26 protein-coding genes are annotated in these 26,877 nt (G+C 69.3%); 7 read left to right on the forward strand and 19 right to left on the reverse strand.

The annotated features are described in order from the left end of the window. Nucleotides 1-45: 45 nt before the first annotated feature. The 4 genes from mrdA to AB6807_RS15795 all read right to left on the reverse strand — a co-directional run bounded on the left by mrdA (nt 46) and on the right by AB6807_RS15795 (nt 4,712). Complete coding sequence (gene mrdA / locus AB6807_RS15780; protein ID WP_116911487.1) at nt 46-2,016, reverse strand: penicillin-binding protein 2; 1,971 nt, start codon at nt 2,014-2,016, stop codon at nt 46-48. 88 nt (nt 2,017-2,104) lie between these two features. Then, the gene (gene mreD, locus AB6807_RS15785; protein WP_116911488.1) at nt 2,105-2,626 is read right to left on the reverse strand and encodes a rod shape-determining protein MreD; all 522 of its coding nucleotides are present in this window, start codon (nt 2,624-2,626) and stop codon (nt 2,105-2,107) included. Then, nucleotides 2,623-3,582 carry a rod shape-determining protein MreC gene (mreC, locus tag AB6807_RS15790; protein WP_116911489.1) on the reverse strand — a complete coding sequence of 320 codons (960 nt, stop codon included), beginning with the start codon at nt 3,580-3,582 and terminating at the stop codon, nt 2,623-2,625. Before mreC ends, mreD begins: the two co-directional genes overlap by 4 nt. A gap of 86 nt (nt 3,583-3,668) precedes the next feature. After that, the gene (locus AB6807_RS15795) at nt 3,669-4,712 is read right to left on the reverse strand and encodes a rod shape-determining protein (RefSeq protein ID WP_056583929.1); all 1,044 of its coding nucleotides are present in this window, start codon (nt 4,710-4,712) and stop codon (nt 3,669-3,671) included. A gap of 214 nt (nt 4,713-4,926) precedes the next feature. Between AB6807_RS15795 and gatC the strand changes: the two genes are divergently transcribed. The 3 genes from gatC to gatB are packed head-to-tail and all read left to right on the forward strand — an operon-like array spanning nt 4,927 to nt 8,208. Further along, the gene (gene gatC / locus AB6807_RS15800; RefSeq protein WP_371085318.1) at nt 4,927-5,226 is read left to right on the forward strand and encodes an Asp-tRNA(Asn)/Glu-tRNA(Gln) amidotransferase subunit GatC; all 300 of its coding nucleotides are present in this window, start codon (nt 4,927-4,929) and stop codon (nt 5,224-5,226) included. Continuing rightward, nucleotides 5,223-6,716: an Asp-tRNA(Asn)/Glu-tRNA(Gln) amidotransferase subunit GatA gene (gatA, locus tag AB6807_RS15805; protein WP_371085319.1), complete on the forward strand. Its 1,494-nt coding sequence runs from the start codon at nt 5,223-5,225 to the stop codon at nt 6,714-6,716. Before gatC ends, gatA begins: the two co-directional genes overlap by 4 nt. A 1-nt stretch (nt 6,717) precedes the next feature. Then, the gene (gene gatB / locus AB6807_RS15810; protein WP_371085320.1) at nt 6,718-8,208 is read left to right on the forward strand and encodes an Asp-tRNA(Asn)/Glu-tRNA(Gln) amidotransferase subunit GatB; all 1,491 of its coding nucleotides are present in this window, start codon (nt 6,718-6,720) and stop codon (nt 8,206-8,208) included. A gap of 51 nt (nt 8,209-8,259) precedes the next feature. Here gatB and AB6807_RS15815 read toward each other — a convergent pair whose 3' ends face one another. Both AB6807_RS15815 and pyrE read right to left on the reverse strand, forming a co-directional pair. Further along, nucleotides 8,260-8,958 carry a DUF4124 domain-containing protein gene (locus tag AB6807_RS15815; protein WP_286516210.1) on the reverse strand — a complete coding sequence of 233 codons (699 nt, stop codon included), beginning with the start codon at nt 8,956-8,958 and terminating at the stop codon, nt 8,260-8,262. 12 nt (nt 8,959-8,970) lie between these two features. Continuing rightward, a complete protein-coding gene (gene pyrE / locus AB6807_RS15820) occupies nt 8,971-9,654 on the reverse strand; it encodes an orotate phosphoribosyltransferase (protein WP_116911494.1) in 684 nt (227 codons plus the stop codon). Nucleotides 9,655-9,666: 12 nt separating this feature from the next. Here pyrE and AB6807_RS15825 point away from each other — a divergent pair, with 12 nt between their 5' ends. Then, on the forward strand, nt 9,667-10,470 hold the full coding sequence (locus AB6807_RS15825; protein WP_116911495.1) for an exodeoxyribonuclease III: 804 nt from the start codon (nt 9,667-9,669) through the stop codon (nt 10,468-10,470). 45 nt (nt 10,471-10,515) lie between these two features. Here the strand turns inward: AB6807_RS15825 and AB6807_RS15830 are convergent, their stop codons facing one another. From AB6807_RS15830 to AB6807_RS15875, 10 genes are all read right to left on the reverse strand, one after another. Continuing rightward, nucleotides 10,516-12,036, reverse strand: a complete 1,521-nt coding sequence (locus tag AB6807_RS15830; protein WP_371085321.1) for an amidohydrolase family protein — start codon at nt 12,034-12,036, stop codon at nt 10,516-10,518. A 33-nt stretch (nt 12,037-12,069) separates the two neighbouring features. Further along, nucleotides 12,070-13,131, reverse strand: a complete 1,062-nt coding sequence (locus AB6807_RS15835; RefSeq protein ID WP_371085322.1) for an ABC transporter substrate-binding protein — start codon at nt 13,129-13,131, stop codon at nt 12,070-12,072. Nucleotides 13,132-13,199: 68 nt separating this feature from the next. Beyond that, nucleotides 13,200-13,613: a DUF3830 family protein gene (locus AB6807_RS15840; RefSeq protein ID WP_116911498.1), complete on the reverse strand. Its 414-nt coding sequence runs from the start codon at nt 13,611-13,613 to the stop codon at nt 13,200-13,202. A 28-nt stretch (nt 13,614-13,641) separates the two neighbouring features. Beyond that, entirely contained in the window at nt 13,642-14,418 is a 777-nt protein-coding gene (locus tag AB6807_RS15845; RefSeq protein ID WP_371085323.1) for an ABC transporter permease, read from the reverse strand. After that, nucleotides 14,415-15,371: an ABC transporter ATP-binding protein gene (locus tag AB6807_RS15850; RefSeq protein ID WP_371085324.1), complete on the reverse strand. Its 957-nt coding sequence runs from the start codon at nt 15,369-15,371 to the stop codon at nt 14,415-14,417. Before AB6807_RS15850 ends, AB6807_RS15845 begins: the two co-directional genes overlap by 4 nt. A gap of 9 nt (nt 15,372-15,380) precedes the next feature. Continuing rightward, complete coding sequence (locus AB6807_RS15855) at nt 15,381-16,577, reverse strand: ring-opening amidohydrolase (protein ID WP_371085325.1); 1,197 nt, start codon at nt 16,575-16,577, stop codon at nt 15,381-15,383. After that, nucleotides 16,574-18,043 carry a dihydroorotase family protein gene (locus AB6807_RS15860; RefSeq protein ID WP_371085326.1) on the reverse strand — a complete coding sequence of 490 codons (1,470 nt, stop codon included), beginning with the start codon at nt 18,041-18,043 and terminating at the stop codon, nt 16,574-16,576. The genes AB6807_RS15855 and AB6807_RS15860 overlap by 4 nt, the downstream gene beginning before the upstream one ends. Nucleotides 18,044-18,053: 10 nt before the next feature. Continuing rightward, the gene (locus AB6807_RS15865) at nt 18,054-18,845 is read right to left on the reverse strand and encodes an SDR family NAD(P)-dependent oxidoreductase (protein WP_116911503.1); all 792 of its coding nucleotides are present in this window, start codon (nt 18,843-18,845) and stop codon (nt 18,054-18,056) included. Between the two features lie 14 nt (nt 18,846-18,859). Further along, complete coding sequence (locus AB6807_RS15870; protein ID WP_371085327.1) at nt 18,860-19,939, reverse strand: ABC transporter substrate-binding protein; 1,080 nt, start codon at nt 19,937-19,939, stop codon at nt 18,860-18,862. A 10-nt stretch (nt 19,940-19,949) separates the two neighbouring features. Then, nucleotides 19,950-20,780 (reverse strand): cysteine hydrolase family protein, encoded by an 831-nt coding sequence (locus AB6807_RS15875; RefSeq protein ID WP_371085328.1) that lies wholly within the window; start codon nt 20,778-20,780, stop codon nt 19,950-19,952. A gap of 138 nt (nt 20,781-20,918) precedes the next feature. On the opposite strand from AB6807_RS15875, the gene AB6807_RS15880 reads away from it, so the two are divergent. Continuing rightward, complete coding sequence (locus AB6807_RS15880) at nt 20,919-21,809, forward strand: LysR family transcriptional regulator (protein WP_116911506.1); 891 nt, start codon at nt 20,919-20,921, stop codon at nt 21,807-21,809. 16 nt (nt 21,810-21,825) lie between these two features. On the opposite strand, the gene AB6807_RS15885 is transcribed toward AB6807_RS15880, so the two are convergent. Next, the gene (locus AB6807_RS15885) at nt 21,826-22,752 is read right to left on the reverse strand and encodes a LysR family transcriptional regulator (protein WP_371085329.1); all 927 of its coding nucleotides are present in this window, start codon (nt 22,750-22,752) and stop codon (nt 21,826-21,828) included. Between the two features lie 108 nt (nt 22,753-22,860). On the opposite strand from AB6807_RS15885, the gene AB6807_RS15890 reads away from it, so the two are divergent. Next, the gene (locus AB6807_RS15890) at nt 22,861-24,135 is read left to right on the forward strand and encodes a flavin-dependent oxidoreductase (protein WP_371085330.1); all 1,275 of its coding nucleotides are present in this window, start codon (nt 22,861-22,863) and stop codon (nt 24,133-24,135) included. A gap of 45 nt (nt 24,136-24,180) precedes the next feature. After that, entirely contained in the window at nt 24,181-25,155 is a 975-nt protein-coding gene (locus AB6807_RS15895) for a Bug family tripartite tricarboxylate transporter substrate binding protein (RefSeq protein WP_371085331.1), read from the forward strand. Between the two features lie 227 nt (nt 25,156-25,382). Here AB6807_RS15895 and AB6807_RS15900 read toward each other — a convergent pair whose 3' ends face one another. Together AB6807_RS15900 and AB6807_RS15905 are read right to left on the reverse strand one after the other, a co-directional pair. Beyond that, complete coding sequence (locus AB6807_RS15900) at nt 25,383-26,111, reverse strand: GntR family transcriptional regulator (RefSeq protein ID WP_371085434.1); 729 nt, start codon at nt 26,109-26,111, stop codon at nt 25,383-25,385. Nucleotides 26,112-26,182: 71 nt separating this feature from the next. Continuing rightward, nucleotides 26,183-26,854 (reverse strand): cysteine hydrolase family protein, encoded by a 672-nt coding sequence (locus tag AB6807_RS15905; protein WP_371085332.1) that lies wholly within the window; start codon nt 26,852-26,854, stop codon nt 26,183-26,185. Between the last annotated feature and the right edge of the window lie 23 nt (nt 26,855-26,877).

Raw genomic sequence — 26,877 nt, forward strand, 5'->3', positions numbered from 1 at the left:
ATGCCCCCACCCCGCCCCTCCCCCGGAAGGGGAGGCAGCAACACATCAGGGTGCATTCACCGGCGTTGCCACCGGCGCCGGCCACGACACTTCCGTCGCCACGCGCGGCTTGCCGATCGGCGCGGTCGCCTTGCCGGTCTTGATCGCCGCCAGGTCGGCTTCGCTCGGGTACTGGTTCGCGAGCCAGTAGTCGAACACGCGGCGCGCAATGGGGGCCGCGGCGCCCGCGCCCCAGCCGGCGTTCTCCACGATCACGGCAATCGCGATCTTCGGGTCGTTCACCGGCGCGAAGCCCATGAACAACGCGTGGTCGCGCTGGTGCTCCTCGAGCGCGCGGGCGTTGTACTTGGTGTTCTGCGCCTGCGTCACGGCCTGCGCCGTGCCGGTCTTGCCGGCGGCCTGGTAGAGCGCGCCGGCGAACACGCCGCGCGCGGTGCCGCTGGTCACCACGCTGGTCAGGCCCTCGCGGATCACCGAGATGGCCGCGGGCGTGTAGCCCAGGTTTTCCGCCGGCACCGGCGGCAGCGGGATGACCTGCCCGCTCACGGTGTTGCGCGTGGCCAGCACCAGGTGCGGCTTGTGCTTGATGCCGCCGTCGGCCACGATCGACGTGGCCTGCGCCAGCTGCAGCATCGTGAAGGCGTTGTAGCCCTGGCCGATGCCCAGCGAGATGGTCTCGCCCGCGTACCACTTCTTCTGCTCGGGGCGCTTGTAGGTGTTGCGCTTCCACTCGGTGCTGGGCAGCACGCCGCGCACCTCGCCGCCCAGGTCGATGCCGGTGATCTGGCCAAAGCCCAGCGGCTTCATGGCGTCGTGGATCATGTCCACGCCCATCTCGTTGGCCAGCGAATAGAAATAGATGTTGCTCGACAGCTGGATGGCGCGGCGCATGTCCACGCCGCCCAGGTTGCCTTCGGGGCTGCCGAAGCGGTGGCCGCCGAAGTTGAAGTAGCCGGGGTCGTTCACCACCACGCTGGGGCCGCGCTTGCCGGTCTGCAGCGCGGCCAGCGCCATGAAGGGCTTGTAGGTGGAACCGGGCGGGTAGGTGCCGCGCAGCGCACGGTTCAGCAAAGGCTTGTCGAGCGACTCGGTCAGCGCCGCCCAGCTCTCGTTGTCGATGCCCTCGACGAACAGGTTCGGGTCGAACGTGGGCTTGCTCACGAAGGCCAGCACCTCGCCGGTCTTGGGGTCGATGGCCACCACCGCGCCGCGCCGCTCGCCGAACATGTCTTCGACCAGCTTCTGCAGCTTGATGTCCAGCGCCAGCATCACGGTGTTGCCCGGCGTGGCCGGGTGGCTCGCCAGGCGGCGCACGGCGCGCCCGCCGGCCGAGGTTTCCATCTGCTCGACGCCGGTCTGGCCGTGCAGCGTCTTCTCGTAGCTCTGCTCGATGCCCAGCTTGCCGATGTAGTCGGTGCCCTTGTAGTTGGCCTGGTCTTCCTCGTCCCAGTCTTCCATCGCGGTCTTCTCGCGCTGGTTGATGCGCCCGATGTAGCCGAGCACGTGCGAGGCCAGCTCGCCCTGCGGGTAGTTGCGGAACAGGCGCGCCTTGATCTCCACGCCCGGAAAGCGGTAGCGCTGGGCCGCGAAGCGCGCGACCTCTTCGTCGCTCAGGCGGGTGCGGATCGGAATGGAGTCGAAGCTGCGCGAGTCTTCGCGCAGGCGCTTGAAGCGGCGGCGGTCGCGCGGCGACACCTCGAGCACCTGGGTCAGGCTGTCGATGGTCTCGTCGACGTCGCTCACCTTCGAGGGCGTGATCTCCAGCGTGTAGGCCGAGTAGTTCGAGGCCAGCACGATGCCGTTGCGGTCGAGGATGAGCCCGCGGTTGGGCACCACCGGCACCACGGCCGTGCGGTTGCTCTCGGCCTGCTCGGCCAGGTCTTCGTGACGCGTGACCTGCAGGTAGATGAGCCGCGCGCACAGCAGGCTGAAGGCGAACAGCACGGCCAGCCCGATGACGATCACGCGGCGCTTGAAGCGCGCGAGGTCGGCGGCGACGTTGCGGATTTCGGTCATGGCGGTGCGAGCTTAGGCGCGTGCAAGTGCGAAGGCAAATGGCGAAGGCAATGGCGGAGGCAAATGCCAGGAACGGCGCAGGCAGGACTTAGAGGGGGCGGTTCTCGTCCGGTTCCGGGGTGCGGCGCTGCGGGGCCAGCAACAGTGCTGTCACCAGGGGCCAGAGGGCCGCCTCGATGGCCGGCGAGATCAGCACCGCCCAGCCCGGGAACACGCCGCCGCCGATCAGCCGCGTGACCACCTCGATGAGCTGCGACAGCGCGAACAGCGGCAGCACCTGCAGCGCCTGCGACAGCACCGGGTACCACAGCAGGCGCCGGTGGATGGTGATCGCGAAGAAGCCCAGCGTGGTGTACGAGAGCGCGTGCTGGCCCAGCATCGACGACTGGTGCACGTCCATGAACAGGCCGAACACGAAGGCCGCGCCGATGCCCACGCGCATCGGCTGGTGCACGCCCCAGAACACGATGACCAGCGCGAGCAGGTCGGGCATCCACACGGCGCGGCCGATCGGAATCAGGTTGACCAGCGCCGCCGCGATGAGGCTGGTCCACATGAAGACCGGGCTCACGGGCAGCAGCAGCTGCTGTTGGCCGGGGCGCTTGATCATCGGCGTTCCCCCTGCTTCTTTTCGTTCTTGCCCGCGCCGGGCTTGCCTTCCGGGCGCTTGCGCTGCACGGTGGCGGGCGCGGCCGGCGGCGGCGCGGCCGGTGTGCCGGTGGGTGCCAGCACGAGCACGTAGCGCGCGGCCGTCACATGGGCCAGCGGCACGCAGTAGATGCGCGCGAAGGCCGAGTCGGCGCGCCGCTCGATGCGATCGATCTTCGCCACCGGCAGGCCGGCGGGATAGATGCCGTCGACGCCGCTGGTGGACAACAGGTCGCCCTCCTGCAGGTCGGCGTTGGCTGCCATGAAACGTAGTTCCAGTCCGCCGCCGTGCGCCGAGGCGTCGCCGAAGGCCACGCTGCGCACACCGGTGCGGGTGTTCTGCACGGGAATGGACAGGTCGCGGTCGATCACCAGCGTGACCTCGCTCGTGAAGGGCAGCACCTGCGTGACCTGGCCGAGCACGCCGCGCGAATCGATCACCGGCGAGCCCGCGGCCACGCCCTGGGCCAGGCCCTGGTCGATGACGATCTTGCGGGTGTAGGGGTCGGCCGCGTCGTACAGCACCTCGGCCGCGCGGCCCGGCGTGGTGGTGGCCTGGCGCAGTTCGAGCAGTTCGCGCAGGCGGGCGTTGTCCTGCGCCAGCGTGTCGGCCTGGGCGGCGCGCTCGGCCTGCATCATGAGCGCCTTGCGGGCGTCGTCCTCGTTGCGCTGCGCGGTCTGCAGGTCTTCGAAGTAGCGCCCGCCGCCCAGCACCGCCTGCACCGGCTTCAGCGCCACCCATTGCACCGGGTACAGCACCGCGCCGATGGCCGCGCGCACGGGCTGCACGATATGAAAGCGTGCATCGGCCACCATGAGGAACAGGGCGAGCGCGCCGAAGAAGATCAGCTTGCTGAGCGCCGACTGCCCCTGGTTGAACAAGGGTGGCGCTGTGCGATCGAGCGTGCCCAGAGGCATGAGTTCAGACCCGGCGGTGGTGCGGAATCAAATAACAAAAAGCCGGCCTGCGCAAGCAGAGGCCGGCGATGAGGACTGGGGGCCCTTCACTCGCTCGTGAAGATGCTTCCAAGTCGGTCCATGCGCTCCAGCGCGATGCCGCAACCGCGCACCACGCAGGTCAGCGGGTCTTCGGCCACCAGCACCGGCAGGCCGGTTTCCTCGGCCAGCAGGCGGTCGAGGTCGCGCAGCAGCGCGCCGCCGCCGGTGAGCATCATGCCGCGCTCGGCAATGTCGGCGCCCAGCTCGGGCGGCGTCTGCTCCAGCGCGTTCTTCACGGCGGAGACGATGTTGTTCAGCGGATCGGTCAGGGCTTCCAGCACTTCGTTGCTGCTGATGGTGAAGCTGCGCGGCACGCCTTCGGAAAGGTTGCGGCCCTTGACTTCCATTTCCTTGACTTCGGAGCCCGGGAAGGCCGAGCCGATGTTCTTCTTGATGACTTCGGCCGTCGGCTCGCCGATCAGCATGCCGTAGTTGCGGCGGATGTAGTTGATGATGGCTTCGTCGAAGCGGTCGCCGCCCACGCGCACGGAGCCCTTGTAGACCATGCCGCCCAGGCTGATGACGCCCACTTCGGTGGTGCCGCCGCCGATGTCCACCACCATCGAGCCCGAGGCCTCGCTGACGGGGAGGCCGGCGCCGATGGCCGCGGCCATGGGTTCTTCGATGAGGTAGACCGCCGTGGCGCCGGCCGCTTCGGCCGCGTCCTTGATGGCGCGGCGCTCGACCTGGGTCGAGCCGCAGGGCACGCAGATGATGATGCGCGGGCTCGGCGTGAGCAGCGTGCGCGGGTGCACCATCTTGATGAACTGCTTGATCATCTGCTCGGTGATCACGAAGTCGGCGATCACGCCGTCCTTCATCGGGCGGATCGCCTCGATGTTGCCGGGCACCTTGCCCAGCATGGCCTTGGCCTCGCGGCCCACGGCCTGGATCACCTTCTTGCCGTGCGGGCCGCCTTCATGGCGAATGGCCACGACGGACGGCTCGTCCAGCACGATGCCCTTGTTGCGGGCGAAGATCAGGGTGTTGGCGGTGCCGAGGTCGATCGCAAGGTCGGTGGAAAAGTACCGACGGAAAGCTCCAAACATGTGCGGAATCCTCTGAGCACGGCCTGCGCATCGGCAGGTCGTCGCTCTATTTTTTGGGTCGTTTGACGGGGTGAATTGATCGTTTTTGGCGCAAAAGCCGGCGCGTTCGCGGGGGTTGCGGCAAAGGCGGGATAATACCCGAATCCCCTCTGATTCCTGTATTAGCACCCGCCTCGCGGTGCGATTAGCTTCGCTTTTTTAGCGTCCCGCACTTATGTCACTTTCCGCTTCCGATATTGCGCGCATCGCCTCGCTGGCGAGGCTGCAGCTGGCCTCCGACGAAAGCGAGCGCATGCTCAGCCAGATCAACGGCTTCTTCGACCTGGTCGAACGCATGCGCTCCGTGGACACCACCGGCATCGAGCCGCTGGCCCACCCCGTGGCCGCCCTCGAGGACATCACGCTGCGCCTGCGCGACGACGTGGTGAGCGAGCCCAACAACCGCGAAGCCAACCAGAAGAGCGCCCCCGCCGTCGAAGCCGGCCTGTTCCTCGTGCCCAAGGTGATCGAATGACGACAAGCGCTGAACTGCACCAGATGAGCGTGGTCGCGCTGGCCAAGGCGCTGGCCGAACGCAAGGTGTCGGCCGTGGAAGCCTCGCAGGTGTTCCTGGGCCGCATGAAGGCCCACGAATCGCTCGGCACCTTCGTCGACGTGAACGAGGAAACCACGCTGGCCCAGGCCCGCGCGGCCGACGCCCTCATCGCCGCGGGCAACGCCCCGGCGCTGGCCGGCGTGCCCATTGCGCACAAGGACATCTTCGTCACCGCCGATTTCGCCACCACCGCCGGCTCGAAGATGCTCGCGGGCTACCGCTCGCCCTTCGACGCCACCGTGGTGCGCCGCCTGGCCGAGGCCGGCGCGGTCACGCTGGGCAAGCTGAGCTGCGACGAGTTCGCCATGGGCTCGGCCAACGAGAACGTCGCCGTGCCCGCCGTGGGCCACGACAAGGCCGTGCCCGTGCAGAACCCCTGGAACCGCGAGCGCATTCCGGGCGGTTCGTCCGGCGCCAGCGCCGCGGCCGTTGCCGCACGCCTGGCCCCCGCGGCCACCGGCACCGACACCGGCGGCTCCATTCGCCAGCCCGCGTCGTTCTGCGGCGTGACCGGCATCAAGCCGACCTACGGGCGCGCCTCGCGCTACGGCATGGTGGCGTTCGCGTCCAGCCTCGACCAGGCTGGCCCGATGGCCCGCTCCGCCGAAGACTGCGCGCTGCTGCTGTCGGCCTTCTGCGGCCCCGATCTCGACCGCGATTCCACCTCGCTCGACAAGCCCGCAGAAGACTTCGGCCGCTCGCTGAACGATTCGCTCGACGGCCTGCGCATCGGCGTCCCCAAGGAATTCTTCGGCGACGGCGTGGCACCGGGCGTGCGCGCGGCCATCGACGCGGCGCTGGCCGAATACGAGAAGCTCGGCGCCAGGCGCGTCGAGGTATCGCTGCCGCGCACCGAGCTGTCGATTCCCGTGTACTACATCCTGGCCGCGGCCGAGGCCTCGAGCAACCTGAGCCGCTTCGACGGCGTCAAGTTCGGGCACCGCGCCAAGCAGTACAAGGACCTGGCCGACATGTACGAGCGCACGCGCGCCGAAGGCTTCGGCGACGAAGTGAAGCGCCGCATCATGATCGGCACCTACGTGCTGAGCCACGGCTACTACGACGCCTACTACCTGCAGGCGCAGAAGGTGCGCCGCATGATCGCCGACGACTTCCAGCAGGCCTTCACGCAGTGCGACGTCATCGCCGGCCCGGCCGCGCCCACCACCGCGTGGAAGCTCGGCGAGCATGGTGACGACCCTGTGGCCGACTACCTGGCCGACATCTTCACGCTGCCTGCGTCGCTGGCCGGCCTGCCCGGCATGAGCGTGCCCGCGGGCTTCGACGGCGGCATGCCCGTGGGGCTGCAGCTGATCGGCAACTACTTCGGCGAAGCCAGGCTGCTCAACGCAGGCCACCGCTTCCAGCAGGCCACCGACTGGCATGCACGCACGCCGGAGGGCTTCTGACATGAGCGAGACCGTGAACACATTCGAAGCACAACAACAAGGCCGCCCGACCGGCCCGCTGGTGCGCGGCTATGAAGTCATCATCGGCTTCGAGACGCACGCCCAGCTGTCGACCGCCAGCAAGATCTTCAGCCGCGCCTCCACCGCCTTCGGCGCCGAGCCCAACACGCAGGCCTGCGCGGTCGACCTGGCGCTGCCGGGCACGCTGCCGGTGATGAACAAGGGCGCGGTCGAACGCGCCATCAAGCTCGGCCTGGCGCTGGGCTCGCACATCGCGCCGCGCAGCGTGTTCGCGCGCAAGAACTACTTCTACCCCGACCTGCCCAAGGGCTACCAGATCAGCCAGTTCGAGATCCCGGTGGTGCAGGGCGGCTCGGTGTCGTTCTTTCTCGGCGAAGAAAAGAAGACAGTGCGCCTGGTGCGCGCCCACCTCGAGGAAGACGCGGGCAAGTCGCTGCACGAGAACTTCATCGGCCAGAGCGGCATCGACCTGAACCGCGCCGGCACGCCGCTGCTGGAGATCGTGACCGAGCCCGACATGCGCTCCACCGCCGAGGCCGTGGCCTATGCGCGCGAGCTGCACAAGATCGTCACCTGGATCGGCATCTGCGACGGCAACATGCAGGAAGGCAGCTTCCGCTGCGACGCCAACGTGTCGGTGCGCAAGCCCGGCGACAGGCTGGGCACGCGCCGCGAGATCAAGAACCTCAACAGCTTCAAGCACATGCAGCAGGCGATCGACTATGAGATCCGCTGGCAGATCGAGGAGATCGAGGACGGCCGCAAGATCGAGCAGGCCACGGTGCTGTTCAACACCGACACCGGCGAGACGCGCGCCATGCGCGCCAAGGAAGACTCGGCCGACTACCGCTACTTTCCCGACCCCGACCTTCCGCCGCTGGTGATCGCCGCCGAGTGGATCGAGCGCGTGAAGGCGGCCATGCCCGAGCTGCCGCGCGCCACCGCCGAGCGCTATGCGCGCGACCACGGCCTGTCGGAATACGACGCCGCGCAGCTCACGCAGAGCGCGGCGCTGGCCGGCTACTTCGACGAAGCCGTGGGCGCGGGCGCCACGCCCAAGCTCGCGAGCAACTGGATCACCGGCGAGATGGCGCGCCGCCTGAACGCCGCCGAGATCGGCATCGAGGCCGCGCCCGTGAAGGCCCGGCAACTGGCCCAGCTGGTCACGCGCATCGCCGACGGCACGCTGCCCAACAACGCCGCGCGCCAGGTGTTCGACGCCCTGTGGACCGGCGAAGGCAGCGACGTCGACGCGATCATCGAGGCGAAAGACCTGAAGCCGATGGCCGACACCGGCGCGCTCGACAAGATCCTCGACGAGGTGATCGCCAAGAACGCGAAGAACGTCGAGGAATACCGCGGCGGCAAGGAGAAGGCGCTGAACGGCCTCGTGGGCCAGGTCATGAAGGCCAGCGGCGGCAAGGCGAACCCCGCGCAGGTCACCGAGCTGCTGAAGGCCAAGCTGGGCTGAACCCGGCCGACCGGGGCCTTGCGCAATGGCTTGCGCAGGGCCCCGGCACTGTCACCGGTTGGTGCCGCCGTTCTGCGGCGACCACAGCGCTTTCAGGCGAATGCGCTCTTCGTCGAAGCGCGCGTTCACCCGCTTCTTCTCGTCTTCCTGCTCCGCGATGAAGCGGTTCTGCACGGCCACGCTCTGCGTGTTGTCCTCGAGCTTGCGGCGCACCGAGCCGGGCGCCTTGCTCGGGTCCTGCTTGTAGAACTCCATCTCCTCGTCGACCTTCTTGCGGTCTTCGGCCAGCTCGGCGATGCGCTTGCGCGCCGCCTGGGTCACGGCGTCGACCTGCGCCAGCGCCTCCGAGCGCTCGCGGTCGTGCGTGGTGGCGTTGGGGTAGCGCACCAGCAGCGCGCGCTCGCGGCGGCGCTCGTCGGTGATGCGCGCGGCCTGCACCGCGGCTTCGCGGGCGCGGTCTTCGCGCTCCTGCAGCTCGCGCGCCGTGTAGGTCGGCTCGACCTTGCGGCGAATCGAGCCGCTGGGATTCAGCTCGCGCTGCTCGCGGTCGCTGCACTCGGCAATGGGCCGGTCGGCCGTCAGCGTGCGCCCGCGTGCGTCGGTGCAGGTGTAGATGCTGGGGCCCGCGCCGTCCACGCTCTTCGGCTGCGCATGCAACGCGCCGCCGGAGCCCAGGAACGACAGAAGCACAAGAAACGAAGTCGCCGCTGCCCGCAGGCGAGTCGGATGGCCGTGATCGCGTGCGTGCATGCGGGCCTTGCCTCAGCTGGCGCCGTAGCGGGTGCGGTAGGCCAGCACCCGCTCGTGGTGCGCGCCCAGGTCGGCGGCGGCGTTGCCCGCGAGGTAGTTCAGCAGGTCGTCCAGCGTGGCGATGGCGAACACCGCCAGGCCGAGCTGGTTGCGCACGTACTGCACGGCGCTGTGGTCCACGTCGACCCCGTTCTCGGTGGCTTTCTCCTGCCGGTCGAGCGCGATGGCCACGGCATGCGGCGTGGCGCCCGCGGCCTGGATGGCGGCAATGGATTCACGCACCGCGGTGCCGGCCGACATGACGTCGTCCACGATCAGCACGCGGCCCTTCAGCGGCGCGCCCACCAGGTTGCCGCCCTCGCCGTGGGCCTTGGCTTCCTTGCGGTTGTAGGCAAAGGGGTAGTTGCGCCCGCGGCGCGCCAGCTCGGCGGCCACCGTGGCGCCCAGCGGAATGCCCTTGTAGGCGGGGCCGAAGATCATGTCGAATTCGAGCCCGCTCTCGATGATGCGGTCTGCATAGAATCCGGCCAGACGGGCGATCTTGGCGCCGTCGTCGAAGAGCCCGGAATTGAAGAAATAAGGGCTCATTCGCCCGGCCTTCGTCTTGAATTCGCCGAAGCGCAGCACGCCGGCATCCAACGCAAACTGGACGAAGTCCTGTGCGACCGCGCTGCTTTTCTCACTCTCTACAGCCATCGGAAATTCCTTGTGTTCAAACTGACCAGTCTCAATCTCAATGGCCTGCGTTCGGCCGCTACCAAAGGCGTGGCCGACTGGGTGGCCGAACTTGCGCCGGATTGTATTTGCATGCAGGAGATCCGGGTCCAGGCCAGCGACATCGAAGGCCGTTTCGAGGAGATGGCGGGCCTGAAGGGCCACTTCCACTTCGCCGAGAAAAAAGGCTACGCCGGCACCGCCATCTACACCAAGCACGCACCGAGCCAGGTCGTGGTGGGCTGGGGCGACGCCGAGTTCGACGCCGAGGGCCGCTACCTGGAGCTGCGCTTCGACACGCCCAGCCGCAAGTTCTCCGTCATCAGCTGCTACTTTCCGAGCGGCAGTTCGGGCGAGGAGCGCCAGGAGGCCAAGTTCCGCTTCCTGAAAGGCTTTTTCCCGCACCTGATCGCGCTGAAGAAGGAGCGCGAGTTCGTGCTGTGCGGCGACATCAACATCGCGCACAAGGAAATCGACCTGAAGAACTGGCGCGGCAACCGCAAGAACAGCGGCTTCCTGCCCGAGGAGCGCGACTGGATGACCAAGCTGCTCGACGCCGGCACCGACGGCGCGGGCCTGGTGGACGTGTACCGCATGCTCAAGCCCGACACCACCGACGAGGCCTACACCTGGTGGAGCAACCGCGGCCAGGCCTACGCGAACAACGTGGGATGGCGGCTGGACTACCACCTGGCCACGCCGGCCATCGGCGCGCTGGCGCGCACCGAGGCGATCTACAAGACCATCAAGTTCAGCGACCACGCGCCGATCACGGTGGAGTACGACTTCACGCTGTAAGGCCCCGGCTGGAGGCCCCTTCCAACTCCCCAGCTTCCCAGCTTCCTAGCCGCAGCAGCCGCCGATCCGCCCGCTGCGGTAGAACGGCCCGAGGTCCTCGGCCAGCGCCTTGACGGTCTCGCGCCACGACAGCGCGCCTGCCGCGTCCGCCGCCAGCGCGCCGCGCATGCGCGCCAGCAGCTCGGCGCGCAACGCGGGCTCGTCGATGCCCAGCACGCGCCCCCGGTCGACCACCCGCCGCCCGCCGACCAGCACCTTGGCGATGTGGCTGCCGTTGGCGCGCGCCAGCAGCAGGTCGAGCGGGTCGGTCTCGGCGAAGAGCGCGTCGTCGTCGAGCGCATCCCAGTCCAGCAACACGATATCCGCCGGCGCGCCGGGTGCGATGCGCCCGCTTTGCCTACCCCACGCGCCGCCGCCGCGCACGCTGCGCGGCCCGTTGCCCGAGGCGAACGCCCAGAGCTGCTCGCGCGTCATCGTGGTGTCGTAGCCCCAGCCGCGGTGCAGCGAATACGCCAGCCGCATCTCGCGCAGCGCGTCGTCGTCTTCGTCGAAGGCCATGCCGTCCAGCCCCATGGCCACGCGGCAGCCGTGCTTCAGCATCTCGGGCACCGGGGCGATGCCCGATTTCAGGCCCAGGTTGGAGCTGGTGTTGACCGCGATGGTCGCGCCGCGCTCGGCAATCAACGCCAGCTCTTCCGGCCGGGCCCAGGCGCAGTGCGCGAGCGTGAGGCGCGGCGTCAGCAGCCCGATGTCGTCCAGGAAGCGCACGATGCCGCCGGGGTGGTTGGCATCGGCCCAGTCGCGCTGGTAGCGCGTTTCGAGCAGGTGCATGTGCACCGGGCGGCCCGTGTCGGCCGACGCCCGCGCGATGGCCTCGAGCAACGGCGTGCTGCACCACTGCACGGCCGCCGGGCCGTACTGCACCGTCACGTGGCCAGCGTGGCCGCCCTCTTCCACCCTGCGAGCGACCTCGTCGACCAGCGCGAGCTGCTGCGCCGGCGACACCGGCTTCACCGCGAGCCTTTCGGCAACCGCATCGCGAATGCCCGGGCGCAGCGCCGACAGCACCGCCGCGTCGTCGCAGTAGGCGATGCCATGGCGGTCGCGCATGGCCACTGCAAAGCCGATGCGCACGCCCACGTCGCGTGCCGCGCGCGCCACCGCGGCCGCTTCGTCGGCATAGGCCATGCCGCCCTGCACGCGTGTGTAGTGGACCATCAGGTTCGCGACGCCGTGGCGCACCGAGCGGGCGAACGACGTGGCGGCGCACAGGTACGGGTCCATGCCCGGCACCACGCCCAGGAACGGCAGCCAGCTCTCCAGCGGCTGGCCGAAAGCGCCCAGCGTGGCGCTGCGGAAAGTGCGCGCATGGTCGTGCGCGTTGGCCAACGCGGGCAGCGCGAGCAGGCGCGGCGCGCTGCTGGCGGCTAGGTCCGGCAACGGCGCGACCGACCGGATGCCGCCGCCTTCCAACGCGATGCGCATGCCGCGTTGCGCAGGCTGCACGCCGGGGTCGGCCAGCAACCAGGCGCAGTCGATGTGTTCTTCAGGCGTGCGAGCGAGCATGGCGCTTCCTTCGTTGTCGGTTGGGCGCCCTGGCTACGGTTGCAGCGCGGCGACCTTGCGCTCCGCCAGCGGCGGCAGGAAGCGCCGGTCGAACACCTCGCCAGCGGCAGGCGCGTTCGCCAGTTCGAACGCCTCCTTCACCTGCCCGACGGCACGCGCCATGCGCGCGTCGTTCACATCGCCCAGCCCGGCGGCGGCGACTTCGGGCGTGAGCATGACGGTGCGCAGCGTGTAGAGCAACCGCCGTTTCTCCAGCGCCGCGTTCAGCAGCGGCTCGCGCTTCATGAGCGCGGCAATGGCGGCGTCGGGGTCGGCCACGGTGTCGCGCACCGCCTTGTGGATGGCACGCACCAGCCCGGCCACGGCCTGTGGCTTGTCTTTCAGGAACTGGCGCGACACCACCACGCCGTTGCCGTACAGGTCGACACCGTGGTCCGCGTAGTGGAACCAGCGGATGTCCTTGTCGGGGTCCACGCCCTGCGCCACCAGGTTCATGTAGCTGGTGACCGAGAACACGGCCGAGCCTTCGACATGGTCCTTCAGCAGCATCTGCTCCTGCAGGTTGGGCGCCATGTTCGTCCACTTGACCTTGGCCGCGTCCACGCCGCTGCGCGCCGCCATCAGCGGGAACATGCGCAGCGCGGCGCCGCCGGCCGGCGAGCCCAGCGTGCGGCCTTCCAGGTCCTTCAGCGTGCGAACGGGGCTGCTGGCCTTCACGATGAGCGCGAACGGCGCGCGGTTGTAGACCATGTAGACCATCACGGGCGCGGCGCCCGGCTTGGCAGCGGCGTTCTGGATGACCGCGTTGACGTCGCCGAAGCCCGCGTCGTAGGCGCCGGCCATCACCTTGGTCACGGCAGCCGCGGAGCCGTCGCCCTGGTCGATGGCGACCGCGAGGTTTTCCGCGGCGAAGTAGCCGCGGTCTTCGGCGAGGTAGTACCAGGCGTGCACGCCCTGCAGCTTCCAGTCGAGCACGAAGCGCACGGGCGTGAGCGGCTGGGCGCGCGCCTGGCGCGCGGGCAACGCCGCGAGCGACGAACCCAGGGCCGCCGACAAGGCGACGACCGCCTTGCGGCGGGATACGGAAAAGGTCATGAGCGGCTCCGGAGAATGAATCGGCAAGCGAATCAGCGGGTGAATCGGCGAATGAATCGGCGGATGAATCAGAGGGCTTCGAAAAGCACGTCCTGCGCGCCCTCCCACAGCACCTTGTTGCCGAGCGCGCGCAGCTGTTCGCGCCCTTCGACGATGGTGAGGAAGTGGTTGCCCGCCAGCGTGCCCATCTTGCTGGCGAAGCTGCAGGCGCCGTAGGCCAGGATGATCTCGGTCTCGCTGTAGCCGCCGGGGTAGAACAGCACGTCCCCCACCGACGGATGGCTGGTGTGGTTCTCGAAGCCCACGCCCAGTTCGAAATCGCCCAGCGGCACCCAGCAGCCTTCGCCGCTCCAGCGCACGTGGACCAGCTTCTGCGCGAAGGGCAGCAGCTTGCGGAAGGCCGCGACGGTGCGCGGTGCGTCGGGGTGCGTCTGCGCCACGAAGCGCAGGCCGCCGGCGGTGATGCGGATGAGGTCGTTCATTTCTTGCCTTTTCACCTTGTCGTGGCCGTCATGCCATGGCCGTGTCGGTCTTGCGCTGGGCCCAGCCCGTCATGCGCCGCTCGACCAGCGAGGACACGGCATACAGCGCCACCCCCATCGCTGCGAGCAGGAAGAGCCCGGCGAACACCATCGGCACGTCGAAGTTGCCGCTGGCGATCATCATCACCGTGCCGATGCCCTTGTTGGCCGCCACCGTCTCGCTCAGCACGGTGCCCACGAAGGCCAGCGTGATCGCGATCTTCAGCGAGGCGAACAGGTAGGGCAGCGCGCGCGGCAGGCCCACGTTCCACAGGATGTCGCGCTTTCTCGCGCCCAGCACGCGCAGCACGTCCTCCAGCTCGGGCTCGGTGCTCGCCAGGCCGGTGGCCACGTTCACCACCACCGGAAAGATGCTGATCACCATCGAGGTCAGGATGGCCGGCACCGTGCCCGCGCCGAACCACACCACGAACAGCGGCACCACCGCCACCTTGGGAATGCTCGAGAAGCCCACCAGCAGCGGGTACGTCACGTCGTAAGCCAGCTTCGACGAGCCGATCACCACGCCCACCACGATGCCCGCTCCCACGCCGAGCACGAAGCCGGCCAGCGTGGTGTAGAGCGTCTGCACGGTGTGCGGCCACAGCAGCGGCATCTTCTGCAGCAGCACCATCGCGATCTGGCTCGGGCGCGGCAGGATCAGGTCCGACACGCCGAAGGCCAGGCACACCGCTTCCCACAACACGAAGAAGCCGACGAGCGCGCCGGCGGACAGCAGGCGCTGCCGGGTGAGCGGCGCGATCACGCGGCCACCTCTTCGCGTGCTTCCGGCGTGGTGTTGCGGGACGCAGCCTGCGTGGCCTGCGCTGCCTGCGTGGCCTGCGTTGCCTGCGTGGCCTGCGTTGCCTGTGCGATTGCAGGCACCGCATCGCTCTCGCGCCGCGCCTCGGCGATGCGCATGCGCAGCTGCTGCACCAGCGCCGCGAACTCGGGCGCGTAGCTGCTCTCCAGCGTGCGCGGCCGCGCAAAGCCCACGTCGCGCGTTTCCAGGATGCGGCCCGGCCGCGCGCTCATCACGCAGATGCGGTTGGCCAGGTAGGCCGACTCGCGCAGGTCGTGCGTCACCAGCAGCACGGTCGGGCGCCGGGCGATCCACAGCGTCTGCATGATGTCCCACAGCTCCTCGCGCGTGAACTGGTCGAGCGCGCCGAAGGGCTCGTCGAGCAGCAGCAGCTCGGGCTCGTGCACCAGCGCGCGGCACAGCGAGGCGCGCTGCAGCATGCCGCCCGAGAGCTGCCACGGCCGCTTATCGCCGAAGCCCTTCAGGCCCACCTGCGCCAGCAGCGCGTCGGCGCGCTCGGCGTACTCGCCGCGCTTCTTGCTGCGGTAGTGCTGGCGAAAGGGCTCGACGATCTTCAGCGGGATCATCACGTTCTCGCGGATCGTGAGCCACGGCAGCATCGTCGGGTTCTGGAAGGCCAGGCCGATGCGAAGGCGCGGCGCCTGCGAGGCATGCGCGCCCGCCGCGGCCACCGTGCCGGCCGCGCCCACCTCGCGCCCGCCGGCAATCACCGCGCCCGCGCTCGGCCGCAGCAGGCCCGCCACCAGCTTCAGGATGGTCGACTTGCCGCAGCCGCTGGGCCCCACCAGCGCGACGAAGTCGCCCTTGTCGATGTCCAGCGTCGTGTGGTCCAGCGCGATGGTGCCGCCGCCATAACGGAGCATCACGTCGGACAGTTGGATGAATGCGTTGCCCATGAAGGTCATTCAGGAAGAGAGGGAAGAACTGGCGAGGGAAGAACTGGCCGCCGCGTCGTCCATCCGCAGGATGGCGGCCACCGGCCCGCCGCCCGCGGGCCCCTGGTGCTCGGCGCCGCCCGACACGTACAGCGCCGTGTGGCCGGCCACCGAGGCCAGCACGCCGCCCACCACGGCGCGCGCGTGGCGCGTCGAGTGGATGTCGGAGTCGTTGAGCATGGTGTGGCGCGCGTCGCGCACGCGGCCGTCGGGGCTGGCCTCGGCCTTGGCGAGCAGGTTCACCAACCGTGCGGACAGGGCCTGCGCATCGCGCTCCGCGTCGAGCCCGAAGGCATCGCGCAGAAGCGCGCGCACGCTGGCCGCATCGATCGCGTCGCGCATCACCGCATGGGCGATGCGAAACGCCGAGGCGCTGCCTTGCGCCTCGCCGAGCACGATGACCACGTTGCCCTCGAGCTCGATGCCGGCCGAGGCCGAGGCACGCGCCGAGAACAGGCCCCAGTCGCTCATCACGCTCGCATCGGTGATGTCGCCGCGCGCGACTTCGCCCAGCGCCACCGCCACGCCGAGTGCCGAGGCGCCGCGCGAATAGCCCATCGACTCGTAGCTGTCGTGGGTCACGGGCGCGGCCCCGCGCGCCAGTGCCGCCGACACCTTGGCCGACGTGAGCAGCGGGCACTTGACCTGCACGAAGTGCACGTCGTCGGCGCTGTCGATGCCCGCGTCGCGCATGGCTTCGGCCACCGCCTGCGCCGTGGCGTCGACCTGCGCGGCGCGGCCCATTTCTTCGGGCAGGAAGTCGCGCGTGTGCGCCACGCCGACCACCAGGCGCTTGCCCAGGCCGGCCGTCAACTCAGTCACGCCAGGAACCTCGGGCAGCTTGGGCAGCCAGCGCCGCGCGAACACGGTGAAATGTGGCGCCAGCACACCCTCGGTGCCGCCCGACATCACCAGCGCCACGCGCCCGTGCACCGCCTCGGGCGTGCACCCGAGCGCGGGTGCGAGCAGGTGGCACCAGGCGGTGGACGCGTACTCGCGCGTGAAGTCGTTGACGCAGCCGTTGCCTTCGGTCTTGCCCATCACGGCCACGATGTCGGCCGCGACAATCTCGCCCGCGTCGATCAGCGCCTTCACGCCGCTCAGGTCGCCGGGCCCGCGGCAGGGAATGCGCCACACCTGCACCTGCTGCACACGCGCGGCGTTCATGTGGCGCTCCAGTCCACCTCGCCCACCGGCACCGCCGTCGCGGGCACGCCGGGCGGCGTCCGCAGGATGGCGCTGCTGTAGTGCTCGGTGTTGCGCGGCCTGGCCGCGGGCATCTTCTGCACGCCCTTCACCGAACGGCCCCATCCGACCGCGTCGCTCACCAGCTTGCCTTCGCGCATCACGAAGCGCCCGCGCAGCAGCGTGTGCAGCGGGTAGCCCTTGACCGGGCGGCCGTTCCACGGCGAGATCTTGCTGATGCTCTGCAGCCGGTTCTGCGACAGCGTGCCCGCGCGCTGCATGTCGACGAAGGCGATGTCGGCATGCGCGCCGGGCGCGATCACGCCCTTGGTGCCGTACAGGCCCCAGGCCCTGGCCGGGTTCACCGCGCTCCAGCGCACGTAGTCCATCAGGGTGGCGCGTTCGCGGTTCACCTCGGTGAGCATCAGCGGCATCTGCGTTTCCACGCCCGGAAAACCGCAGTCGCAGTCCCAGATGCTCTCGCGCGTCTTCTCCTCGGGCGCGTGCGGCGCGTGGTCGGTGGCGATCATGTCGAGCGTGCCGTCCATCAGCGCGTCCCACAGCGGCTGGTTGTGGCGCGCCTCGCGAATGGGCGGGTTGAGCCGCATCACGCCGCCGAGCTTGAGCATGTGGCCGGTGTTCAGCAGCAGGTACTGCGGGCAGGTCTCGGCCGTCACGTCGACGCCGCGGCGCTTGGCCTCGCGCAGCAGGTAGAGCGAATCGGCCGCGCTGTGGTGCGCGATGTGCACGCGCGCGCCGGTCCACTCGGCCAGCGTGAGCACGCGGCCGATGGCCTCTATCTCGGCCACGGCCGGCCGCGCGGCCAGGTGCGCCATCGCGTCGATGCGCCCGGCCGCCTGCATGTGCTTCTGGCGGCGCTGCAGGATCGACGAGTTCTCCGCATGCACCACCGTGCGAATGCCCAGCGGCGCCAGCTTCTCGAAGCCTTCGAGCAGCGCACCGTCGGTGGGCGCGGGCAGGTTGCCGAAGGTGTTGCCCACAAAGGCCTTGAAGCTGGTGACGCCCGCGTCGAGCAGCTCCTCGAGCCGCTCGACCGTGTCGTCGCCCAGCAGGCCGTGGATGCCGAAGTCGCAGTACGACGACTCGGCCGCCTTCTGCTTCAGCCGCAGCGCCTCCACCGTGCCGGTGGCGGGGTTGGTGTTGGGCATCTCGAACACGGTGGTCACGCCGCCCATGGCGGCGGCGGCCGACCCGGTCTTCCAGGTTTCCTTGTTCGGATAGCCCGGGTCGCGAAAGTGCACGTGGCTGTCGATGGCGCCCGGCAGCAGGTGCAGCCCGTCGGCGCGCATCTCCTGGCGCGCCGGCGGCATGGTGTCGTCGTGGCCGACGGCCACGATGTGCTCGCCGGCGATGGCCACGCTGGCTTCGATGATCTGGTCCGCGGACACGACGCGCGCACCGCGAATGACGAGGTCGACTTCTTTCATGCCGGCCTCCTCAGAGCATCGCCCAGCCGCCGTCGACGGGCAGGTCGACACCGGTGACCTGGCGGGACACATCGCTTGCCATGAAGAGGCAGGCGTTGGCCACGTCCGCGTCGGTGGACACGCGGCGCAGCGCGTAGTCGGCGGCGTGCCGCGTCATTGCCTCTTCCAGCGAAATGCCGAGCTTCTCGGCCATGTCGGCACACACCTTCTCGCGAAAGCGCGGCCCGTCGACCATGCCCGGCGCCACGCAGTTCACGTTGATGCCGTAGGGCCCGGCCTCCAGCGCGAAGCTCTTGGTGATGCCGCGCAGGCCCCACTTGGAAGCCGAGTACGCCATGCGGCCGGCGCGCCCGCGCATGCCGAAGGTGCCGCCCACGTTCACCACCTTGCCGCTGCGCCGTTCGATCATCGAAGGCAGCACGGCACGCATGGTATTGAAGCAGCCGGTCATGTTGAGCTGCACGATCTCGTCGAACTCGGCGCTCGTGGTTTCCCAGCCGGTCTTTCCGATGGGGCCCGAGCCGCCGGCCACGTTGACCAGCACGTCGATGCGGCCGAAGGCCTCCAGCGCGTGCGCGGCCAGGGCCTCGGTCTGCGCGCCCACGGTCAGGTCGCAGGGCACCACCACGGCTTGCACGCCGAGCGCGCGCGCCTCGGCGGCCACGGGTTCGATGGCGCCGGTGTCGCGCCCGGCCAGCACCAGCTTCGCGCCTTCGCGCGCGAAGGCCAGCGTCACGGCGCGCCCCATGCCCTTGGCCGGGCCGGTGATGAGCGCCACCTTGTCCTTGAGTTGCAGGTCCATGTCGTTTCTCTCTTTCAGTTCAATGCGTTCAATGTCCTGGAGGGGCGGTCGGCGCGCGCGGGCAGGAAGCCGCGGTCGAACACCTCGGCCGGGGTCGGCGTGCGCGGCAGCTGGTTGGCATCGACCACGATGTCGATGCCTTTCTTCAGCCGCGCGTCGTCCACGTCGCCCAGGCCGATGCGGGCCACCTCGGGGTGGCTCATGTCGTTGCGCAGGGTTGCGAAAAGCTTTTCCTTCTCGACCTCGCGCTTGAGCAGCGGCTCGCGCTTCATGACGTGGTCGATGCCCATGTCGGGGTCGGCAATGACCTCCTTTACCGCGCGGTTCAGCGCCTTCACGAAGCCTTGCACCGCCTTCGGGTTGTCCTTGACGAAGGCGCGCGAGAAGAACACCGCGTTCGAATACAGGTCCATGCCGTGGTCGCCGTAGCGAATGAAGCGCAGGTCTTTCGCCGGGTCGAGGCCCATCGCCTTGGCACTGAAGCTCACGGTGGTGACGTAGCCGAAGGCCGCGTCGATCTGCCCGCGCGTGAGCATCTGCTCGCGCAGGTTGGGCGCCATGTTGGTGATGTTGACCTTCGACGCATCGACCTTCGCGATCTTCGCGAAGGCAGGGAACAGCTTGAGCGCGCCGTCGTTGGCGGGGCCGCCGACGGTCTTGCCCTCGAGGTCCCTGGGCGACCTGATGGGGCTGTCCTGCTTCACCACCAGCGTGAAGGGCGGCGTGTTGTAGAGCATGTAGACCGCCACCGGTGCATCGGCCGGGCGCTTGGAGGCCAGGTCGATCAGCGCGTTCAGGTCGCCGAAGCCGGCCTGGTAGGCGCCGGCCGCCACCTTGGGAATGGAGGCGGCGGAGCCCTCGCCCTGGTCGATCTCGACATCGAGGCCCTCGGCCTTGAAGTAGCCCTTGTCCTGGGCCACGAAGAACCAGGCCTGCGGGCCTTCGTACTTCCAGTTGAGCACCAGCTTGACGGGCACCTGCGCCGTGGCGCAGGCGGCGGCCAGGGCGAGGCCGGCGGCGGCGAGCGTGCGAAACACGTGAAACGCGCGAAACCCGAGAAACCGGCGCGGGCGAGGGAAAAGAGAAAGCGGCATGCGAAGACTCCTAGCGTTTGGGGAGGGACGGGGAAAGCGAGGCGAGCGAACCAATCAGCGACTCCGCCGTCGCGACGAAGCCGTGCAGCTGCTGCACCATGAAATGAATGCCGCGCGTGACGTAGGCCGGCGACGAGGTGCCGCACGCGTCCTTCAGCAGCACGCAGTCGTAGCCGAGAAAGTTCGCGTCCTGCAGCGTCGAGAACACGCAGCGGTCGGTGTTGATGCCCGCGAACAGCAGCGTGCCCAGGCCCTGCTGGCGCAGCACGCTGTCGAGCTCGTTGTCCCAGAAGCCGCTCAGACGGTGCTTGTGCACGGTGATGTCGCCGGGCTCGACGGCCAGCTCGTCGATCACCTGCGCGCCCCAGCTGCCCTGCACCAGCGACGGGCCGTGGTCGATGGGCGAATGCTCCGCGTAGCCGACGCCGTCGGCGCTGCGCTTGCCCTTGAACTGCACCGCGGGCGACAGGTTGAGGCGGTCCGCGCGAATGCCCCAGTTGAGCCACACCACCGCGCCGCCCGCCGCGCGCCATGCCGGCAGCAGCCGCGCAATGGTGGCGATGGGCTTGCGCGCCGCGCGGGTGCCGATGCCCTTCTGCGCGAACCAGCCCTCGGGGTGGCAGAAGTCGTTCTGCATGTCGACCACCACCAGCGCGCTGCGCGCCAGGTCGAACGCGATGGGTTGCGGCTCGGCGTCCATGGGCACCGGGCGCGGCTGCCTGGGTGCGCGCACCAGGCTCACCCGGCCGCCTTCCAGTGTCCAGGCGTTGTGGGGCGCCGGGCCGAAGCGCGCGGGCGCTTGCGCTGCATTGGTGCGTGAAGGTGCGGGTCGGCGTGTCATGCAGCGAAGGCATGCAGCGGGCGTGCCAAAAGGTGCGCTTGATCCGTACCGATTCGCGTGCTGTGCGTTGCCGTTGCGGCAACGGTCGGGGCACGGTCATGAAGTGTTTTCTGGCGCGCTTCGTGCAACGGCTGCCGCATGAACCACCTTCGTTTCCTGCGCTACGCCGACGAGGTCGCCCGGGCCGGCTCGATCCGCCAGGCGGCCGAGCGGCTGCACGTGGCGCCCTCCGCCGTCAACCGCCGCATCCAGGACCTGGAAGACGAACTGGGCACGCCCCTGTTCGAGCGCCTGCCGCGCGGCATGCGGCTCACCGCGGCGGGCGAGCTGTTCGTGCGCTACATCCGCGGGCGCTCATCGGAGCTGGAGCGGGTGCGCTCCGAAATCGAGGACCTGCAGGGCTTGCGCCGCGGCGCCGTGCGGCTGGTGGCGAGCCAGGCGCTGGCGCCGCGCTTCCTGCCCGAGGCCATCCGCGACTTCGGCGCCGCGCACCCGCTGGTGGGCTTCGACGCGCGCATCGGCGACCACGTGCAGGCGGCGGATGCGCTGCGCAGCTTCGAGACCGACCTGGCGCTGGTGTTCAACCTGGCGCCGGAGTCCGACATCGAGCGCGTGTGCGCGGTCGAGCAGAAGCTCATGGCCATCATGCACAGGCGGCACCCGCTGGCGAAGTCGAAAACGCTGCGCATGAGCGACTGCGCCGACTACCCCGTGGTGCTGCCCAACCGCGACACCGGCGGGCGCCAGTTGCTGGAGCGCTTCCTGGCGCGCAGCTCCACCCGCATCCGCGCCCAGGTGGAGAGCAACAGCTTCGAGTTCCTGCGCGGCTGCCTGTACGACGCGCGTTCCATCTCGTTCCAGATGGCCATCGGCGCGGTGGCCGAAGACCACGACATCGTGGCCCGCGACATCGAAGACCGCGGCTTTCCGCGCGGCGAACTGGTGCTGGCCAGCCTGCGCGGGCGGCAGCTGCCGGTGATTGCCTACGCCTTCGCGGAGTTCTTGCGCAAGCGGCTGGCGGAGGGTTGAAACCGGTGAGCGCGGGCTAGCGCGAGAGCGCCGGCAGCGCCTTCGCCAGCGTCGCCACGAAGGCCTGCATGGCCTCCGTCTCGTGCGCGCCGCGCTTGGTGACGCGGTAGAAGTCCATGCCCACCTTGGGCTTGACCAGCACGTCGGTGCGCACGCGGTGTCGCCTGCAGGCCGCGAGTGCGAAGGTCGGCATCACGGCGGTGCCGAAGCCGGCCTCCACCATCGAGATCAGCGTGCCGAAGAAGTTGAACGCGGTGCGCTGCGCGTCGGCGCGGCCGATGTCGGCCAGGTGCTGGTCGATCACTTTCTGGATCGGGTTGCCCGGCGGCAGGCCGACCAGCTCGGCGGCACGCAGGGCCGACCACGGCACGGTGCCCATGGGGGAAGTTGCCTCGGCACCCTCGCTGCCCTCGCCGTCTGCTTCCATCGGCGCCACCCGCATCAGCTGGAAGCGCCCGACCGGCGTGCGCTCCAGCCCCGCCGCGCCCTTGAAGAAAAAGCCCAGCCCCAGGTCGGCGTCACCGGCGGTCACCATGGCCTCCACGTCGCGCAGGTCGGCGTCGAACAGGCGCAGGCTGACCTGCGGGTGCGCGGCGCGAAAGGTGGTGAACACCTGCGGCAGCAGGTGCGAGGACACCAGCGGCGTGGCCGCGATGCGCAGCGTGCGGCGCGACGCGTCGCCTGCCGCGCCGAGCTCGGCCGTCACGTCGTCCAGGTCGGTCAGCAGCCGCTCCACCACCGGCAGCAGCCGCCGGCCCTCGGGCGTGAGGCTCACCACGCGCGTGGTGCGGTCGAACAGGCGGCAGCCCAGCTGTTTTTCCATTTCGCGCACCAGGATGCTCAGGCCGGCCTGCGTGATGTGCGCCTGCTCGGCCGCGCGGGTGAAGTTGCCGATGCGCGCCACCTGCAGAAAGGCGCGCATCTGGCGGGTGGACAAGTTCATAAGGATTCATGATAAATCCATATCACATCTAAATTTCCCAAATGGTTGATCTGCGTTCCTAATGCGGCCCGAGACAAGCACCGAACGGAGCGCCAAGCGCGAATCACCATGAGCAACGAAGTCATCATCCTGGGCGCCGGCATCGGCGGCCTGACCCTGGCGCTGAGCCTGCACCAGGCCGGCATTCCCTGCCGCGTGTACGAGGCCGTGCCCGAGCTGAAGCCGCTGGGCGTGGGCATCAACCTGCTGCCGCACGCGGTGCGCGAGCTCACCGAGCTGGGCCTGCTGCCGGCGCTCGACAAGGTCGGCGTGCGCACGCAGGAGGCGGTGTTCTTCACCGAGCACGGGCAGCTCATCTTCCGCGAGGCCGCCGGCCAGCACGCGGGCTACGACTGGCCGCAGTTTTCCATCCACCGCGGCGACCTGCAGACCGTGCTGTACGAAGAGACGCTGAAGCGCCTGGGCCCCGACAGCGTGGTGTGCAACCGCCGCTGCACCGGCGCCACGCAGGATGCCGACGGCGTGACGGTGCACTTTGCAGACACCGCCCACGCCGCCCACACCGCCGACATAGCCCACGTGCCCCCGGTGCGCGGCGCGGTGGTGGTCGGCTGCGACGGCATCCACTCGGCGCTGCGCAAGCAGCTGTACCCGAACGAGGGCGCGCCGCGCTACTCGGGCATCAACATGTGGCGCGGCACCACGCGCTGGAAGCCCTTTCTCTCGGGCGGCAGCATGGTGCGCGCGGGCTGGCTCGCGGTCGGCAAGATGGTGATCTACCCCATTCGCGACGACATCGACGACGAAGGCAACCAGCTGGTGAACTGGGTCGCGGAGATCCATGCACCGCAGCCCGCGTTGCGCGACTGGAGCCGCGCGGGGCGGCTCGAAGACTTCCTGCCGGCCTTTGCCGACTGGCACTTCGACTGGCTCGACGTGCCGGCGCTGATTCGCGCGTCGGACACCATCCTGGAGTACCCGATGGTCGACCAGGACCCGCTGCCGCGCTGGACGCACGGACGCCTCACGCTGCTGGGCGACGCCGCGCACCCGATGGTGCCGCGCGGCTCCAACGGCGCGGGGCAGGCGATCATCGACGCGCGCTTTCTGGCGGGCGCGCTGAAGGACATGGGCGTGGGCCCGGCCGCGCTCGAGGCGTACGACAGCGTGCGCGTCAAGGCCACCACCGAGGTGGTGCTGACCAACCGCAGCAACCCGCCCGACGCCATCCTGCGCGAGGTGTTCGAGCGCTCGGGCGGCCAGCGCTTCGAGAAGATCGAAGACGTGGTGCCCACCGCCGAGCTGCAGGCCATCTCGGACAACTACAAGCGCGTGGCCGGCTACGACCCGGTGGCGCTGAAGGCTCGGCCCTCGTTCCTTTGAAATTCCCTTGAACCCGCCCCACAAGAACTACGGAGACACGACACCATGCGCTCGCTGACCAAGACCTTCACCGCCCTGCTCGCAGGCCTCGCCACCTTCGGCCTGGCCACCGCCGCCCACGCCTGGCCCGACCAGCCCATCACGCTCGTGGTGCCCTACACGCCCGGCACCGGCATCGACCTGGTGGCGCGGCAGTTGTCCGCGCGCCTGCCCGCGCTGCTGGGCCAGCCGGTGGTGGTGGAGAACATCGCCGGCGCGAGCGGCAACATCGGCAGCGAGCGCGTGGCGCGCGCCAAGCCCGACGGCTACACGCTGATGGTGCAGGTCAACACGCTGGTGATGAACCGCAGCCTGTACAAGTCGCTGAGCTACGACCCGGTGGCCGACTTCGCGCCCGTGTCGCTCACCTCGTGGGGCACCTTGCTGCTGGTGACCAACCCGAACGTGCAGAAGGCCACCTCGGTGCAGCAGATGGTGAGCGCCGCCAAGGCCGCGCCCGGCAAGCTGACCTACGCCACGCCGGGCGTGGGCACGCCGCACCACCTGTCGATGGCGCTGCTGATGCAGGGCACCGGCACCGAGATGCTGCACGTGCCCTACAAGGGCACGGCCGGCGCGGTGACCGACCTGCTGGGCGGGCGCATCGACTACATGTTCCTGCCGGTGCACGTGGCGCTGCAGCACATCCAGGTCGGCAAGCTGAAGGCCATTGCGACCGGCAGCGGCAAGCGCCTGGCGCAACTGCCCGACGTGCCCACGCTGGCCGAGGCCGGCGTGACCTCCGACAACGTGGACATGTGGTACGGCGTGCTCGCGCCGAAGGGCACGCCGGCGGACGTGGTCGCCAAGCTCAACACCGAGATCGCGAAGGTGCTGAAGCAGCCGGAAGTGGCGAAGTCGTTCGAGTCGCAGGGCATGGTGCCGGCGAGCTCGACGCCGGGGGAGTTCGGTGCGCTGATGAAGAAGGACGCGGACCGCTGGGCTGGCGTGGTGAAGCGCGGGAATATCACGGCGGATTGAGTTTCGGTTTTGCTCCCTCCCTCGCTGGGGGAGGGCTGGGGTGGGGGCAAGCGGAGTTTGAACAGGCTGCAACGCTTGCAAAGGCCAACGCCCCGCGTTGTCCCCTCTCCCGCTTGCGGGAGAGGGCTAGGGTGAGGGCCAGCGGCCATCGAAAAGGCTGCGCCTTCTCGAACGCCGAGAGCCCCCATCCCAGCCTTCCCCCGGAAGGGGAAGGAGCAACACCCCCCTCAGCGCGGCGTCTTCCCCGCGTGCCGCGCCAGGTGCACCTGGTGCAGCGTGATCTTCCTCACCTCCGCCTGGCTCGTCTCGATGTGCGCCCTCAGCAGCATCGCCGCCTGGTCCCCGCGGTTCGCGCGCACCGCCTTCAATATCTTCGCGTGCTCTTCATACGTCGCGTCGATGCGCGGCTGCTTGGTGAAGTCGAGCCGGCGGATGATGCGGATGCGGTCGGTCACGTCGCCGTGCACGCGCGCCATCTCGGCATTGCCCGCCGCCGCCACCAGCGCGCAGTGAAAGCCCTCGTCCCACTGCGCCACCTGCGCCATGTCGCTGCTGCGCTGCGCGGCGGGCACCAGCCAGATGTCGGCCAGCGTGTCGAGCAGCGCGCGGTCGATGTGGCGGTCCGTCTCGCACAGGCGGTGCACGGCCGTGGTCTCCAGCACCATGCGCAGGTCGTACAGCTGCTCGAACTGCTCGAAGTCGAAGGGCAGTACGCGCCAGCCGCTGCGAAACAGCACCTCGACGAAACCCTCCTGCTGCAGCCTGAACAGCGCCTGGCGCACCGGCGTGCGCGACACGCCGAGCCGGTCGCTGATCTCGTTCTCGGTGAAGCGGTCGCCGGGCACGAGGATGAACTCGGCCACGTCGCGCTTGAGCTGCGCGTACACCTCGTCGGCCCGCGTGCGAAAGACGGCCACCTCGACCGCGGGAACGTCGGAAGGAACGCTGGAACGCAAGGTGGAATCGGCGGTTTCAGGGCGGGGGCGAACGGTAGACACGGGGGGAATGTTAGTCGCTGGCGTCGGCGTCAGGCGCCGGGTTCCAGGGCGGCCAGCAACGCCGTGCTCGGCGCGGTCCACCCGACGATGCCGCCCTGCGCGCGCACCATGTCGAGCGTGGCGGCCTTGAAGGCCGGAAAGTAGCTCTCGGTGCAGTCCTCGAGCAGCAGGCTGTCGTAGCCGCGGTCGTTGGCCTCGCGCATGCTGGTCTGCACGCACACCTCGGTGGTGACGCCGCCGAACAGCAGGTGCGTGATGCCGCGCTGCTGCAGCAGCTCATGCAGGCCGGTCGCGTAGAAGGCGCCCTTGCCCGGCTTGTCGATCACGAGCTCTCCTTCGGCGGGCGCGAGCGCATCGATGATCTGGTTGCCCGGCTCGCCCATCACCAGGATGCGGCCCATCGGCCCCTCGTCGCCGATGCGCAGCGTGGGGTTGCCGCGGTTGCGCTTGGCCGGCGGGCAGTCCGACAGGTCGGCCCGGTGCGCCTCGCGCGTATGCACCACGAGGCCACCGGCCTCGCGCCACGCCCGCAACGCGCGCTGCGTCGCGGGCACGATGGCCTCCAGCAGCGACACATCGTTGCCCAGCGTTTCGCCGAAGCCGCCGGGCTCGATGAAGTCGCGCTGCATGTCGATGAGCACGAGCGCGGTCTTCGCGACGTCGAACTCGTAGGGAAAGGGAATGGCGGTGTCGATGCGCATGAGGAGGCCCACAGGTTCGGAAA

The sequence above is a fragment of the Variovorax sp. RCC_210 genome, from assembly GCF_041355175.1.
Taxonomy (GTDB): Bacteria; Pseudomonadota; Gammaproteobacteria; order Burkholderiales; family Burkholderiaceae_C; genus Variovorax.